The sequence below is a fragment of the Mycolicibacterium sp. HS_4_1 genome, assembly GCF_054515875.1.
On sequence record NZ_CM137261.1, the window covers coordinates 1,316,368 to 1,330,721 of the forward strand.

The following is a 14,354-nucleotide window of genomic DNA, read 5'->3' on the forward strand; positions in this document are numbered from 1 at the left end:
CCGTGCTTGCCGCGGCGATGATTCCGGCGATGTCCGCCTGCTCGGACCAGGGCAGCAGCAGCGGCGGCGCTCCCGCGGGCGGCCCGTCGGGCCCGTCGGCAGCGGGCCCGGCCAAGCACGGCCCGATGTTCCCGGTGTGCGGCGGCGTCAGTGATCAGACCGTCAGCCAGCTGACCCAGGTCGCCGGCCTCGTCAACACCGCGAAGAACTCCGTCGGCTGCCAGTGGCTGGTCAATGGCGGCATCCTCGGTCCGCACTTCTCGTTCACCTGGTATCGGGGCAGCCCAATCGGCCGCGAACGCAAGACCGAGGAACGCACGCGCGCCGACGTCAACGACATCAACATCCAGGGCCACTCCGGTTTCGTCGCACTCGGTGAGGACCCGATGATCGGCAAGAGCCTGTGTGAGGTCGGCATCCAGTTCGATGACGACTTCATCGAATGGTCCATCAGCTTCTCCCAGAAACCCTTCCCCGACCCGTGTGACATCGCGAAGGAACTCTCCCGGCAATCGATTGCGAACGCGAAATGACACAGCGAAAACTGGCTGGAGCCGTCGTCGTGATGTCTGCGCTGGCGCTCGTGGGATGCGCGCGGTCGGTCGAGGGCACCGCGATGAAGGAAGGTGCCGGCGGCGGCAGTGAGCATTCGGCCGACTCGTACCCCAACCTGCTCAAAGAGTGCGATGTGCTGACCAACGACGTGCTGGCCAAGACGGTCGGTGCCGACCCGCTGGACATCCAGAGCACCTTCGTGGGTGCGGTCTGCCGCTGGCAGGCGCTGAACCAGTCCGCGGGCCTCATCGACATCACCCGGTTCTGGTACGAGCAGGGCAGCCTCGACGAGGAGACGAAGGTCGCCCAGCACCTCAACTACAAGTACGAGAACAAGGCGATCGCCGGCGTGAAGTCGATCATCATGCACCCGAACGACCCCAACGGTTCGTGCGGTGTGGCCAGCGACGCCGCCGGTGTCGTGGGCTGGTGGGTGAACCCGCAGGGGCCGGGTGCGGACACCTGCGGTATGGCCACCAAGCTGATGGAGCTGACGCTCGCCACCAACTCCTGACCCGCCGTACGACGATCAAGCGGCGAGGGACGAGTCGCGTTGTGGGGGCACCTCCCGCTCGCGGGGGAGAGTGCGGCAGTTCTACCGGGGGATGTGGAACTCCACCAGCGTGGCGCTGCCCAGTTCCAGCTCTGCCCACGGCCGGTCGGTGTGCAGGACCGCGATCGATGATGTCGGGTACTTCATCGCAATTTGTTCGGTCACCTCGCGGTCACTGGTGTCGGGCGACGCCAAACCCAGGGCGACTGATGAGATGACCGGTTCGTGGCCGATCACCAGCAGCGTGTTCGCCGACTCCGGTGCGTCGTTGATGACGCCGATGGTGCTGCCCGGCGTCGAATCATAGAGGCGTTCGACGTACGTCACGGGTGCGTCGATCCCGGTGTGGGCGAGCGTCTGCCGGGTTCGGGTGGCGGTCGAGCACAGGACGGCGTCAACGGGCTGTAGATGCTGCCGAATCCACTCCCCGGCCAGTGCCGCCTCGCGGATGCCGCGCTTGGCCAGCGGCCGGTCGTGGTCGGCGACACCTTCGGGATAGTCGGATTTCGCGTGCCTCAGCAGGATCAATGTTCGGGTTCCCGTCACCCGCCCACCGTAGATCCCCGGAGTTGTCGGTGCCCGGATTTACACTCGCCCCATGCGTTTCGTCCACACCGCCGACTGGCAGCTCGGTATGACCCGGCATTTCCTGGGCGGTGAGGCGCAGCCGCGCTACTCGGCCGCACGTCGTGATGCGGTGGCTCGCCTCGGTGCTCTGTGCGCTGAGGTCGGTGCCGAGTTCGTCGTCGTGGCGGGCGACGTCTTCGAGCACAACCAGCTTGACCCGCGTGAGGTCAGCCTGTCGCTCGAGGCCATGCGGGCCATCAAGGTCCCGGTCTTCCTGTTGCCCGGCAATCACGATCCGCTGGATCCGTCGTCGGTGTACACCAGCACCTTGTTCCTGGCCGAATGCCCGCCGAACGTCACGGTGCTCGACGGTGTGCATGAGCTGCGGCCCGGGGTGCAGATCGTCGGTGCGCCGTGGCGTTCCAAGGCGCCCACCACGGACCTGACGGGCGATGTGGTTGGTGACCTTCCGGCCGACGGCGTCACCCGAATTGTGGTGGGCCACGGCGGGGTTGACGTCCTCGATCCTGATCCCACCAAACCGGCGCTGATCCGGCTGGACGCCGTCGAGGCCGCCGTGCGCCGTGGCGCTGTGCACTATGTGGCGTTGGGGGACAAGCACTCTCGCACCGAGGTGGGCAGCACCGGACGGGTGTGGTACTCCGGTGCGCCGGAAGTCACGAATTACGATGACATCGAAGCAGATTCGGGCCACGTGCTGGTGGTGGACCTGGATGTCGCAGCTGAGGCTAAAAACGTGACGGTCGAGGCCCGGCGGGTGGGGCAGTGGCGGTTCGTCACGCTGCGGCGCATCGTCGACACGGATCGTGATATCGCCGACCTGGACCTGAATCTCGACGGCCTGCCGGACAAGGAGCGCACCGTGGTCCGGCTGGCACTGACGGGGTCGCTGACCATTTCCGACAAGGCTGTGCTCGACGCCTGCCTGGATCGTTACGCGCGCTTGTTCGCGGCACTCACCACCTGGGAGCGGCATACCGACCTCGTTGTTGTTCCGGCGGACGGCGAATTCTCGGACCTGGGCATCGGCGGGTTCGCCGCGGCAGCGGTCGACGAACTGGTCGGCACCGCAAGTGCATCGGGTGACGACGCAGAGGACGCCCGTGCGGCTCTCGCACTGTTGCTGCGTCTGGTGGATCGAGGCACCGCGGCATGAAGCTGCACCGCCTGATCCTGACCAATTACCGCGGAATCACTCACCGCGAGATCGATTTTCCCGACCGCGGCGTGGTGGTGGTCGCCGGCGCCAACGAGATCGGTAAGTCCTCCATGATCGAGGCACTCGATCTGCTGTTGGAGTCCAAGGACCGCTCGACCAAGAAAGAGGTCAAGCAGGTCAAGCCGACGCATGCCGATGTGGGCGCCGAGGTGACCGCCGAAATCTCCACCGGCCCCTACCGGTTCGAGTACTACAAGCGGTTCCACAAGAAGGCCGAGACGCGGCTGACCGTCCTGGCGCCGCGGCGCGAGCAGCTCACGGGCGACGAGGCGCACGACCGGGTGCGGGCCATGCTCGACGAGACCGTCGACACCGAACTCTGGCGGGCCCAGCGCATCCTGCAGTCCGCGGCCACGGTGCCGGTCGATCTGGCCGGCTGCGATGCGCTGGCGCGGGCACTCGATGTCGCGGCCGGCCAGGCCGGTGCGCTCGAGGGTGCCCTGTCAGGCAACGAACCGCTGCTGGTCGACCGGATCGACGTCGAGTTCTTGAAGTACTTCACCCAAACGGGCCGTCCCACCGGTGTGTGGGCCGAGGCCATCAAGGGCCTCAAAGCCGCACAGGCCGAGGTTGCCGCGCGCACCGCAGCGGTGGCCGAGGTCGACGACGCGGTTCGGCGACACGGTGAGCTGACCATTGAATTGACCACGGCCGCAGAACAATTGACGGCCGCTGACGTGCGGCTGGCCGCGGCCCGCGAGGCGGCCGGCGCCGTGGCGCGAATCCGCGACGAGCTCGCTCAGGCGCGGGTGCAGGCGCAAGCTGCGGTGGCCACGGCGACAGCAGCGCGGAGTGCGCTGGACGAGCGGCGGCGGCTGCAGGCCGACGTCGAGCAGCGGACCGGCAGCATCGGTGACCTGACCGCCGCGGCCGAGCACGCCGGGCAGCAGCAGGTGGCCGCGGCGCAGCTCCAGCAGACCGCGGATACCGCCGTGGCAGTGGCGCGGTCCGTGGTGGACGCCGGTCGGGCGCGCCTGGACGCGGCGCGGCGGGTGGTGGACCAGCTTTCGCAGCGCGCCGAAGCCGATCGGCTGGCCGGCCAACTGCAGCGGGTGCGGACCGCCGCCGAGGAGCTCGCGGTGGTGGCCGAGCAGCTGGCCAAGATCACGCTGACCACGGCGGGCATGCGCGCCATCGAAACGGCCGCCGCGGCTGTGGATCGCGCTGCCGCAGCTGCTGAACTCGCCTCGGCGCGAATCGAATTGGTTGCTCAAGGTGACGTGCAGCTGCGGGTCGCAGACCAGGACGTCACCTTGTCCGCCGGGACGGAATGGGCCACCAGCGTGGGCGGTCGGACCGACGTGGAGCTCCCGGGTCTGCTGACCGTACGGGTGCTGCCCGGCACCCCAGCCGCGGATACCAGCGCTGTCCTCGACGCCGCGCGCAGTGCCCTGGCGGCTGCACTACAGCCGCACGGTGTGGCCGATGTCGAGGCCGCGCGTGCGCTGGACACCCGCCGGCGCGACCTGGAGGCCGAGCGTGATCGGCTGACCGTCACCCGGCAGACGCTGCTGGGCGCCGATACGGTCGAGGTGCTCGCGGCTCGGCTCGCGACGCTGCAGGAGCAGTTCGGCGACACCGGTCCCATCGATGTCGGGGCTGTGCGGGCGGAGCTGGAGGCCGCCGACGCCGAACAACGTCGTGCGGCAACCGATTATGAGCAGTGCCGGGATGCGGCGACCGCGGCGACGGCGGCCGTGGCTGCCGCGCTGACTGCGGCGACAGTCGCCCGCGAGAAGGTGGCCGCGGCGACGGCCGCGCTCGCCGAGGCCACCGAGCGACTGGCTCGGCAGCGCGACGTCGAAGACGACGCCACGTTGAGCCGGCGCGTGGCGACGCTGGGAGAGCAGGCTGCCGCCGCTACGGCGCGCGAACAGGAACTGGCCACCGCGCTGGCGGCCACCACACCCGACGTCGTCGATGCCGAACTGGCAACGGCCATTGCGGATTCGGCGCGGATCGGTGCCCGGCGCCGCGAACTCGATGACCAATTGCGCGACGTCGCAGCACAATTGAAGGTGTACGGAACCCAGGGGCGGCAGAGCCAACTCGATGTCGCCGAGGTGGCGCTGCGGCACGCGGAGTCCGAGCATGCCGCGGTGGGCCGTCGCGCCCGGGCGGCTGAGCTGCTGCGCACGGTGATGGGCCGGCACCGCGACCAGGCCCGGCAGCGGTACGTGGCGCCGTTCCGCACCGAGGTGGAACGGCTGGGGCGCATCGTGTTCGGCGACAGCTTCACCGTCGAGGTCGACAGTGATCTGCGGATCTGCAGCCGCACCGTCGCCGGCACCACGGTGCCGTACGAAAGCCTGTCCGGTGGGGCCAAGGAACAGCTCGGGATCGTGGCCCGGCTCGCCGGGGCGGCGCTGGTGGCCAAAGAGGACACCGTCCCGGTGATCATCGACGATGCACTGGGGTTCACCGATGCGGGCCGGTTGGCGCGGATGGGTGAGGTGTTCGACGCGGTCGGCGGTGACGGCCAGGTCATCGTGTTGACCTGCAGCCCAGAGCGTTACGCCAGTGTCGAGGACGCCACGCGAATCGAGCTCACCGCTTAGGCCCGTGACGGGGCCCTTTTCGTGACAGACTGCGGCCGTGATCGCTGATTTCGTCGTCGTAGGGACCGGCTCGGCCGGTGCGGTGCTGGCTGATCGTCTGAGCGCCGACGGCGCCTCGCAGGTGGTGGTGCTCGAGGCGGGGGCCGCCGACAAGAATCAGTTCATCCGCATCCCGGCGGCTTTCGCGAAGCTGTTCTGCGGTGAATTCGACTGGAACTACTCGACCGAGCCGCAGCCCCAGCTCGCCGACCGGAAGATTTTCTGGCCGCGCGGCAAGACCCTCGGCGGTTCGTCGTCGATGAACGCCATGATGTGGGTCCGCGGTATGCCCTCCGATTACGACGAGTGGGGCGAGCTCGCCGGAGAAGAATGGTCGTACGCGGCCGTGGAGAAGTATTTCGACCGGATCGAGGCCGGGCCATTGATGCTCAGCCCACAGCGTAGCCCGCGCGGCATCACCGCCGCGTGGCTGGAGGCCGCGCAGCAGTGCGGCCACGAGGGATTCGTCGAGACCACGGTCTGCCAGCGCCGCGGCGCCCGGTGGAGCACCGCCGACGCGTACCTGCGGCCGGCACTGCGGCGGTCCAACCTGCACCTGCGCACCGGCGCCGCCGCGACGCGGGTACTGATCGAGGACGGCCGGGCGGTCGGCGTCGAGTACGAGGCGGACGGCCGTCGCCAGATCGTCCGGGCGCGCCGCGAGGTGATCCTGTCCGGCGGTGCGATCAACAGCCCGCAGCTGCTGATGCTGTCCGGCATCGGTCCACGCGAGCATTTGGCCGAGCACGGCATCGACGTCGTCCACGATGCGCCTGGCGTCGGGTCGAATCTGCTGGATCACCTGGTGGTGCTGCTCGGATTCGACGCCAACTGCGAGACCCTGGTCAGCGCCGAAAAGCCGGTGCAACTGCTCAACTACCTCAGCCGTCGCCGCGGCATGCTGACGTCGAACGTCGGTGAGGCATACGGGTTCGTGCGCAGCAACCCCGATCTCGCTCAGCCCGACATCGAGCTGATCTTCGCGCCCGCGCCGTTCTTCGACGAAGGCATCGGCGAGGCGTACCCGCGCGATGCGGTGGCGATGGGACCCATTCTGGTCAAGCCCAAGAGCACCGGCACCATCCGCCTGGCGTCGGCTGATCCGCTGGCCAAGCCGGTCATCGACCCGCGCTACCTGTCCGACCCCGAGGGTGCCGACCGCACGGCGTTGTTGGCGGGCTTGCGGATGCTGGCGGACATGACCCAGGCGCCGGCGCTGAAAGGCCTGCTCGGCGACATCGCCCGGCCGGTCGGCGCACGTGAGCTCGACGACATGACGCTGGAGCTGGCCCTGGCCTCCACGTCACACACGCTCTATCACCCGACCACGACGTGCCGGATGGGCACCGACGAGGCCAGCGTGGTCGACCCGCAGCTGCGGGTACGTGGCGTCGACGGGCTGCGGGTGGCCGACGCCTCGGTGATGCCGACGATCATCCGCGGCCACACGCACGCCCCGAGCGTCCTGATCGGGGAGAAAGCCGCCGACCTCATCACTGCCTGAGGAGTCGCTTCCGGACTCTCAGTGATGCCGAAGCTGCGCACGGCACAATGAGTCTCGATGACCATGAACGCCAAACGCCGCCGGGCGCACGACAAGCTCGCGACACTGCCCGGGGTGACGTCGGTGCGCCGACCGGTCCGGCCAAGCGGCGCAGAGGAATTCGATCTGTTCTACGTGCGGACGGGCCCGCCCAGCGACCGTCCGCTGGTGATCATCCCCGGCGGGCCGGGCGCGGCCTCGATCGGGCACTACCACAATCTGCGCCGCCGGGCGACGGCTGCGGGCCTGGACGTCATCATGGTCGAGCACCGCGGCATCGGGATGTCCCGGCACGACGACGCCGGCGCCGATCTGCCCACTGCGGCGCTGACCATCGAGGCCGCCGTCGACGACATCGCGGCGGTGGTGGAGGACGCCGGCGCCCGGTCGGCGGTGGTCTACGGCACGTCCTATGGCAGCTACCTGGCGGCGGGTGTCGGTGTCCGTCATCCCGAGAGGGTGCACGCGATGGTGCTGGACTCACCGCTGCTCTGCGCTGATGACATCGAGGCGGTGCGGGAAGCCACCCGGGCCGCGTTATGGGAGGGCACCGCGCCGTCGACCGAGGGCCTGGCGAGGCGGGTCCGGGACCTGGCCGCGGACGGGAAACTGACGCCCTGGGTGGTGCAATTGGCGACCGGGCTGTACGGCCTGGTCGGTCCGGAGGTGCTCGAGCAGCAGCTCGAGTTGCTGCTCACCGGACGGGGATTGTTGTGGCACGCCATCGGGCACAGCACCAAGCTGCTGTTCGATAGCAAGACGCCGTATCGGCACGAACCCGATCTCGTCGAGCACATCGGTTACCAGGAGCTCAACTACGCCCCCGAACCTGACGGTCTGCCGATCGACCCGGCACTGGCATATCGCGAATCTGCCACCGGCGACGCCGATTTCGTCGCGGAGCCGTTCGATCTGGTGTCGGCGATGCCGGGATTCGACTGGCCCACCGTGGTGATCTCCGGCGGCCGTGACCTGATCACGCCGCCGGCGGTCGCGCGACGGGTCGCGGCGCTGATTCCGGACGCGGTACTGCTGGAACTGCCGTCCGCGGGGCACAGTGTGCTCGACATGCGGGAGGGGTCGGCGCTGGCCATCGCCGCTGCGGTGGTTGCCGGCGAGCACGCCGGGCTACCGGACCGGGCAACAGAATTGGACAACGAACCGCTGGATTTCGCGATCCGTCTGATGGTTCGGGGCATCACGACCGCCGCGGCCGCGGAGGCGTTGGTGCCGGCCGCGCTGCCGCGGGCCATCCGCCAGCTCAGGACTTGGTGAACCCGATCGTCATGTAGTTCAGGTCGCCCAGACCTGCCGGGCCGAAGTTGGCCAAAGTGCTTCGGACCGCAACGTTTCCGGGAGACTGCGCAAGCGGCAGGCTGAACGTTTCCGCCCAGAGCATGCGATCCAGCTGGTTGGCCAGCGCCTGGGCTTTGACGGGATCGAGCTCGTCGAGAGTCTGCTCGATCTTGGCGTCGATTTCGGGGCTGCCGACTTTGCCGAAGTTGCTCTCGCCGTCGGCGGCATAGATCTGGGTCAGACCGCCGAACGGGAAGGCGTCGCCCTGCCAGGCGAACGCGGCGATGTCGAAGTTGCCGGGAATGATGTACTGGCTGAACAGGTCTGCGCCCGAGGACACCACCAGCTCCAGCCGGACGCCGATCTCGGCGAGGGTCTTCTGGACGATCTGCCCGATCTGCCGGCCTCCGGAGGCGTCATAGAAGACGAGCCGGACGCTCAACGGCCGGCCGTCCTTCTCCCGCACCGAGCGGCCGGCAGGCAGCGTCCAGCCCAGTGTATCGAGCTCTCGCCGCGCGGCGTTCGGGTCGAAAGGCACTCCGCCGCTGTTGTCTTGATAGCCCTGCTGGCCGGCGACGTAGATGTGGCTGTTCAACGGCACCGGGTGGTCCACCAGGCCGTGCTGCAGGACCGTGACGATGGTCTGCCGGTCGATGCCCATCGCAATGGCGTGGCGCAGCGCCGAGTCGGCGAGAATCGAACCGGGCGCGCCGTTGAAGGTCAGGTGCGACCAAAGGGGGCCTGGGGCGGTGCGGATGTCGACACCTTTGGTGCGTCGGGCACGCACCATGTCATCGATCGACCCCAGCCCGGTGGCATCGATGGCGTTGTTCTGCAGCGCCGGGATCCGGGCGGCGTCGTCGAGTACGAGGAACGTGATGCTGTCCAGCAGCGGCCGGGCGCCCCACCAGCGGGGGTTGCGGGTCAACGTGATTCGCTGCGCAGCGCGGTCGACATTCGAGATGACGAACGGTCCCGCCGACGGGCCGGGCGTGGTCAGTTGGCCTTTGTTGAACACCTCGGGGTCGGCCGTGGAAACCTTCGGCAGCAGCATGCCATTGCCGGCGAACATGCCGCGCCAGTCGGCGTAGTGGCTGGTGAAGGTCATGACCGCCTGCCGGTCATCGACGCCGCGGGTCACCGATGCGATGCGTTCACTGCCATTGGGGCTGGCGATCTGATAAGCCGGGTCCTTGCCCCGCGTCGCGGCGATCTGTGAAGCGATGTCCTGCCAGGTGATCGGGGTGCCGTCGCTCCACACCGCCTTGGGGTTGATCGTGTAGGTGACCACCTGAGGGTCGGTGCTGGTGAGCTGGATGTCCGTGAAGTAGTCGTGGTTCACGGTCGTCGAACCGTCGGGGCCGACGATGAAGGCCCGTGGCAGGGTCGGCCTCAGGATCGAGGCGGTGTCGGCGGTACCGCCATCGATGCTCAGCGTGTTGAAGTTGTCCGGAAACGCGGTGAGCGCCAGCCGCAGATTGCCGCCCTGCATCAGGGTCGACGGATCTCGCGGGTTGAGGTCGTTGGCCGCACCGAGTTTCGGTGCGCCGGCGCTGGATCCGCGGTACTGACTCGAGCAGCCGCCGATGGTGATGACCAGCGCGACAGTAGCCATCGCGGCCACCAGGACCGTCAGCAGTCGGCTACGACGAGAATCCATCTTCACCTCCCGGCTGCGGCACGGCACCCAGCAGCCGCTGGGTGTAGGGGTCCTGGGGATCACTGAAAACCTGTGCGGCGTCGCCCTGTTCGACGACAGCGCCCTTGTACATCACCGCCACGGTATGGGCCATATGCCGGACCACGGAAAGATCGTGCGAGACAAACAGATACGACAGGTCGAAGCGCTGCTGCAGGTCAAGTAGCAGGTTGATGATGCCGGCCTGGATCGAGACGTCCAGTGCCGACACCGGTTCGTCGAGCGCCAGAATCTTGGGCTGACGGGCCAGCGCGCGGGCGATGCCGATGCGCTGTTTCTGCCCACCGGAGAACTCGGCGGGATAGCGCGCGGCGTCCTCGTTCCGCAGGCCGACGATGCCGAGCAGCTCGCTGACGCGGTCCTCGATGCGATTCTTGTCGAACCCGCCGACCCGCAACGGTTCGGCCAGGACATCGAACACCGGCAGCCGGGGGTCGAGAGCGGCCACCGGGTCCTGGAACACCACCTGAAGGTCGCCGCGCAGCTCCCGCCGCGTCTCGCGGTTCAGGCCGGCCACGTCATGACCGAGCACCGTGATCGAACCCGATTGCGGCGCCGTCAGGTTCAGAATCTGATGCAGCGTGGTGGTCTTGCCGGAGCCGGACTCGCCGACGATGCCAAGGGTCCGGCCCTGCTGCAGCTGCAGGCTGACGCCGTCGACCGCCCGCAGCTCACCGACCTTGCGCCGCAACATTCCGCCACTGAGTTTGAAGGTCTTGACCAGGTCGCTGACCGTGAGCACCACGGGCCGGTCGGCGTCGTCATCCGCCACCACCTCGGGTTCGGTTGCCACCCCGTAGATTTCGGCCGCGCTGCGGCCCGTCACCTGGTCGGTGTGGATGCACGCGGCGGCATGCCCGGGCTCGACCTCGAGCAGCGCCGGCTCGGCCGCCCGGCAGTCGTCGTCCGCCAGCGGGCAGCGCGGCGCGAACGGGCAGCCCGGCGCGAGGCCGGCCATCGACGGCGGTGAACCGGGAATCGGCACCAACCGCGAGCCCTGTGGGGCATCGAGCCGCGGCACCGATCCCAGTAGGCCGACGGTGTAGGGCATCACCCGGTCGCGGTACAGGTTCGCCACCGGCGCGGTCTCCACCGCCCGGCCGGCGTACATCACCATGGCGCGGTCGGCGAATTCGGCGACCACCCCCAGATCGTGGGTGATCATCAGCACCCCGGCGCCCGTCACGTCGCGGGCGGTGCGCAGCACGTCGAGGATCTGCGCCTGCACCGTGACGTCGAGTGCCGTGGTGGGTTCGTCGCAGATGATGAGGTCGGGGTCATTGGCGATCGCGGTGGCGATGACGACGCGCTGCCGCTCGCCGCCGGACAACTCGTGCGGGAATGCCTTGGCGCGGGCCTCGGGCTGTTTGATGCCGACCAGCTCCAGCAGTTCGACCGCCCGCTTGCGCGCAGTATGCCGCGCCACTGAACGGTCGTGCACGCGAAGGGCTTCGGCTATCTGGTCGCCGACGGTGTACACCGGGGTGAGTGCCGACATCGGGTCCTGGAATACCGTGCCGATCACGCGGCCGCGCACTTCGGACATCGCGGCGTCGTCGAGCCCGATGAGCTGCTTGCCCTGCAGTGTCACCGAGCCGGTCACCTGAGCATGCTCGGGTAGCAGGCCCACCACCGCCATGGCGGTGGCCGATTTACCCGCACCGGACTCGCCGACCAACGCCAGCACCTCGCCGGGGCCGATGTGAAAGTTCATGCCCCGCACCGCCGAGACGTCCTCGTCCGAGGTCTGGAAGCTGACGGTGAGGTCACGGACCTCGAGCAGTTGCGCGCTCATCGCTTCACCGCCCGCCGCCGGGGCCGCGCCGAGGGATCGAGCGCGTCGCGCAGGCCGTCACCGACCAGGTTGGCGCACAGGACGATCACCACCAGGACCCCGGCCGGGAACAGGAAGACCCAGGGAAATGTGGTGACCGACGGGGTGCCGTCGGCGATCAACGTGCCCAGGGATACGTCGGGCGGCTGGATCCCGAAACCCAGGAAACTCAAACCGGTTTCGGCGAGGATCGCCATGCCCACGTTGAGCGTCGTGTCGATGATGAGGATCGAGGCCACATTCGGCACGATGTGTCGCGCGATGATTCTGGCGTGGCTGACACCCATATACCGTGCGGCCGTGACGAACTCGCGTTCGCGCAGGCTCATGGTCAGGCCACGCACCATGCGTGAGCTGATCATCCAGGAGAACGCCGCCAGCAGGATCACCAGCCACAGGACCGTGCTCTGATGCCGGATGCGGGGTGTGACGATCGCGATGAGGATGAACCCGGGGATTACCAGCAGCAGGTCCACGATCCACATCAGGGCCCGGTCCCGCCAGCCACCGAAGTAACCCGCGACCGAGCCGACCGTTGCGGCGATGACTGTCGAGATCACCGCCACGCAGACCCCGATCAGCATCGACTTCTGCATGCCCCTCAACGTCTGTGCGAAGACGTCCTGCCCGAGGGCGTTGGTGCCGAACAGGTGCCGGCCGTCCGGTGGTTGCAGCAGCGCGTCGAAGTCCATGTCGGTGTACGAGTAGGGGAGCAGCGGCGGCAGCGCGTAGCAGCCGACGAACAATGTCACGAGCAGCACGAGGGACAGCACCGCGGGACGATTGCGGACGAACCGCCGCGTCACCAGCGTGCGGCGCGATGCGAACCGGGCGCGGGGCAGCCCGAACTGGACGCTCATGAGACCCGTACCCGGGGGTCGAGGGCGGCGTAGACGATGTCGGACAGCAGGCCGCCGATGAGGATCGTGGTCCCGGAGAACAATGTGAACGCGGCGACGATGTTGGCGTCCTGACCTTGGATGCCCTGCACCATCCATTCACCCATGCCGTGCCAGCCGAAAATCTTCTCGACGAACACCGCGCCGGTGACCAGCCCGGCGACCCCATAGGCGAATAGCGTGGCCATCGGGATCAGCGCGGTGCGCAGGCCGTGTTTGAAGAGCGCCTGGCGTCGCGTCAGGCCCTTGGCGCGTGCGGTACGGATGAAGTCCTGGCCGAGTACGTCGAGCATCGCGTTGCGCTGATAGCGGCTGTATCCCGCGATGGCGGCCAGCGCCAACGTCGTCGTGGGCAGCACCAGGTGCTGGAGCCGGTCGACGAAACCGGGCCAGCCGCCTGCCGCGTACGGCGAGGTCTCGCCCGTGTACTGGAACAGTTGGAATCCCAGCACCTCGTTCACGCCGAGCGCGGCGAGGATCAGCAGGTTGGCGATGACGAATGTCGGAGCGCTGAGAATCAGCAGGGCCAGCACGGTGATGGTCCGGTCGGAGAGCCGGTACTGCCGGACCGCGCCCCAGGCCCCGATGATCACGCCGATGATGCTGCCCAGGATCGATCCGATGGCCACCAGTCGCAGGCTGGTCCACACCCGCCGTCCCAACTCTTCTGAAACAGGCTGCCCGGTAACGGTTTTCCCGAAGTCGCCATGTGCGGCCCCGGATACCCAGTTGGCGTAGCGTGGCAGCAGCGCCTTGTCGAGGCCGAGGTCGTGTGCTTTGGCGTCGATCACGGACTGCGGCGGGCGGGGGTTGCGCTGCAGCAGGTTGTCCAGCGGGTGGAAGGTCACCGACGTGAGCGCGAAAGTGAGAAATGTCGCCAGCGTCAACAGGATCGCGTAGTTGAACAATCGGCGGATCAGGAACCGCGTCATGGGCCGCTCACCGAAAACCGCATGCGCACAGGTTAAGAGATGACGGCGGCCCGGGGCGGAATTACCGGCTTGGTGGCGGCGTTGACAACCGAGAGAAGCAGTCCAGCGGCCTCTCAGATGGGCGATGGCGGCGTTGGCGAACTGGCAGAACCAGTCCAGCGCTCTGTCAGATTGGCGCGCTTGACTTGGAATATATGACCGGCCGCGCGCCCCGAGGGCGCGGCGCAGCGCAGTGGTCCCAAGTACACGGGAGGGAACCCATGAGTCGAGCAGAGACTTCCGGCATCACCATGAAATGGGCGATCGGCATCATCGGCGGAAGCGCCGCGATGGGTGCGGCAGCGGTATGTGTGGGCGTGTTGGCCGCCCCGTCTCAGTCGACGAGTGCCGACAGCACGCTGATCACGACGAGCACGACCGTGCCCGTCACTTTTGCGGCGCCCTCGATCACCGGCAAGGCGCCGCTGTTCGCGGGTCAGGCCCCGAACACCAACCCGCAGGGCTAGCCGCTCTGCCGCCGAAACGGCATTCCAGCAGGGGAAGTTCGAGTAGCAGCCTGCTGGAATACCGTTTCGGCGGGATCGGGATTCATAGCTGGCACATAGAGTTGTCACAGTCGCGCCCTACACCAGTGCGAAT

General features: G+C 68.0%; 12 protein-coding genes. 7 read left to right on the forward strand and 5 right to left on the reverse strand.

Features of this window, described 5'->3' with window-relative positions:
- Positions 1-17: 17 nt before the first annotated feature.
- Both ACX12F_RS06330 and ACX12F_RS06335 read left to right on the forward strand, forming a co-directional pair.
- Positions 18-533: a DUF3558 domain-containing protein gene (locus ACX12F_RS06330; protein WP_459370259.1), complete on the forward strand. Its 516-nt coding sequence runs from the start codon at positions 18-20 to the stop codon at positions 531-533.
- Positions 530-1,069 carry a DUF3558 domain-containing protein gene (locus tag ACX12F_RS06335; RefSeq protein WP_138229071.1) on the forward strand — a complete coding sequence of 180 codons (540 nt, stop codon included), beginning with the start codon at positions 530-532 and terminating at the stop codon, positions 1,067-1,069. Before ACX12F_RS06330 ends, ACX12F_RS06335 begins: the two co-directional genes overlap by 4 nt.
- Before the next feature lie 81 nt (positions 1,070-1,150).
- Here the strand turns inward: ACX12F_RS06335 and ACX12F_RS06340 are convergent, their stop codons facing one another.
- On the reverse strand, positions 1,151-1,654 hold the full coding sequence (locus ACX12F_RS06340) for a SixA phosphatase family protein (RefSeq protein WP_459368774.1): 504 nt from the start codon (positions 1,652-1,654) through the stop codon (positions 1,151-1,153).
- Between the two features lie 52 nt (positions 1,655-1,706).
- Between ACX12F_RS06340 and ACX12F_RS06345 the strand changes: the two genes are divergently transcribed.
- Genes ACX12F_RS06345 through ACX12F_RS06360 form a run of 4 tightly spaced genes read left to right on the forward strand, consistent with a single transcriptional unit; the run spans position 1,707 to position 8,330 of the window.
- Positions 1,707-2,852 (forward strand): metallophosphoesterase family protein, encoded by a 1,146-nt coding sequence (locus tag ACX12F_RS06345; RefSeq protein WP_459368775.1) that lies wholly within the window; start codon positions 1,707-1,709, stop codon positions 2,850-2,852.
- Positions 2,849-5,473 carry an AAA family ATPase gene (locus tag ACX12F_RS06350; RefSeq protein WP_459368776.1) on the forward strand — a complete coding sequence of 875 codons (2,625 nt, stop codon included), beginning with the start codon at positions 2,849-2,851 and terminating at the stop codon, positions 5,471-5,473. The genes ACX12F_RS06345 and ACX12F_RS06350 overlap by 4 nt, the downstream gene beginning before the upstream one ends.
- 37 nt (positions 5,474-5,510) lie before the next feature.
- On the forward strand, positions 5,511-7,016 hold the full coding sequence (locus ACX12F_RS06355; RefSeq protein ID WP_459368777.1) for a GMC family oxidoreductase: 1,506 nt from the start codon (positions 5,511-5,513) through the stop codon (positions 7,014-7,016).
- A gap of 57 nt (positions 7,017-7,073) precedes the next feature.
- Entirely contained in the window at positions 7,074-8,330 is a 1,257-nt protein-coding gene (locus ACX12F_RS06360) for an alpha/beta fold hydrolase (protein WP_459368778.1), read from the forward strand.
- Here ACX12F_RS06360 and ACX12F_RS06365 read toward each other — a convergent pair.
- Genes ACX12F_RS06365 through ACX12F_RS06380 form a run of 4 tightly spaced genes read right to left on the reverse strand, consistent with a single transcriptional unit; the run spans position 8,317 to position 13,715 of the window.
- The gene (locus ACX12F_RS06365; protein WP_459368779.1) at positions 8,317-10,011 is read right to left on the reverse strand and encodes an oligopeptide ABC transporter substrate-binding protein OppA; all 1,695 of its coding nucleotides are present in this window, start codon (positions 10,009-10,011) and stop codon (positions 8,317-8,319) included. The two genes, ACX12F_RS06360 and ACX12F_RS06365, sit on opposite strands and share 14 nt — an antisense overlap.
- Positions 9,995-11,845, reverse strand: a complete 1,851-nt coding sequence (locus ACX12F_RS06370) for an oligopeptide ABC transporter ATP-binding protein OppD (RefSeq protein WP_459368780.1) — start codon at positions 11,843-11,845, stop codon at positions 9,995-9,997. Before ACX12F_RS06370 ends, ACX12F_RS06365 begins: the two co-directional genes overlap by 17 nt.
- Entirely contained in the window at positions 11,842-12,744 is a 903-nt protein-coding gene (locus ACX12F_RS06375; RefSeq protein ID WP_459368781.1) for an oligopeptide ABC transporter permease OppC, read from the reverse strand. Before ACX12F_RS06375 ends, ACX12F_RS06370 begins: the two co-directional genes overlap by 4 nt.
- Entirely contained in the window at positions 12,741-13,715 is a 975-nt protein-coding gene (locus ACX12F_RS06380) for an oligopeptide ABC transporter permease OppB (protein WP_459368782.1), read from the reverse strand. Before ACX12F_RS06380 ends, ACX12F_RS06375 begins: the two co-directional genes overlap by 4 nt.
- Positions 13,716-13,975: 260 nt before the next feature.
- Between ACX12F_RS06380 and ACX12F_RS06385 the strand changes: the two genes are divergently transcribed.
- Entirely contained in the window at positions 13,976-14,221 is a 246-nt protein-coding gene (locus ACX12F_RS06385) for a hypothetical protein (protein WP_459368783.1), read from the forward strand.
- The last annotated feature ends 133 nt before the right edge of the window (positions 14,222-14,354 follow it).

Coding starts and splice junctions, on each gene's coding strand:
- ACX12F_RS06330 (WP_459370259.1), top strand. CDS start 18: ATGATTCCGGCGATGTCCGCCTGCTCGGACCAGGGCAGCAGCAGCGGC.
- ACX12F_RS06335 (WP_138229071.1), top strand. CDS start 530: ATGACACAGCGAAAACTGGCTGGAGCCGTCGTCGTGATGTCTGCGCTG.
- ACX12F_RS06345 (WP_459368775.1), top strand. CDS start 1,707: ATGCGTTTCGTCCACACCGCCGACTGGCAGCTCGGTATGACCCGGCAT.
- ACX12F_RS06350 (WP_459368776.1), top strand. CDS start 2,849: ATGAAGCTGCACCGCCTGATCCTGACCAATTACCGCGGAATCACTCAC.
- ACX12F_RS06360 (WP_459368778.1), top strand. CDS start 7,074: ATGACCATGAACGCCAAACGCCGCCGGGCGCACGACAAGCTCGCGACA.
- ACX12F_RS06365 (WP_459368779.1), bottom strand. CDS start 10,011: ATGGATTCTCGTCGTAGCCGACTGCTGACGGTCCTGGTGGCCGCGATG.
- ACX12F_RS06370 (WP_459368780.1), bottom strand. CDS start 11,845: ATGAGCGCGCAACTGCTCGAGGTCCGTGACCTCACCGTCAGCTTCCAG.
- ACX12F_RS06375 (WP_459368781.1), bottom strand. CDS start 12,744: ATGAGCGTCCAGTTCGGGCTGCCCCGCGCCCGGTTCGCATCGCGCCGC.
- ACX12F_RS06380 (WP_459368782.1), bottom strand. CDS start 13,715: ATGACGCGGTTCCTGATCCGCCGATTGTTCAACTACGCGATCCTGTTG.
- ACX12F_RS06385 (WP_459368783.1), top strand. CDS start 13,976: ATGAGTCGAGCAGAGACTTCCGGCATCACCATGAAATGGGCGATCGGC.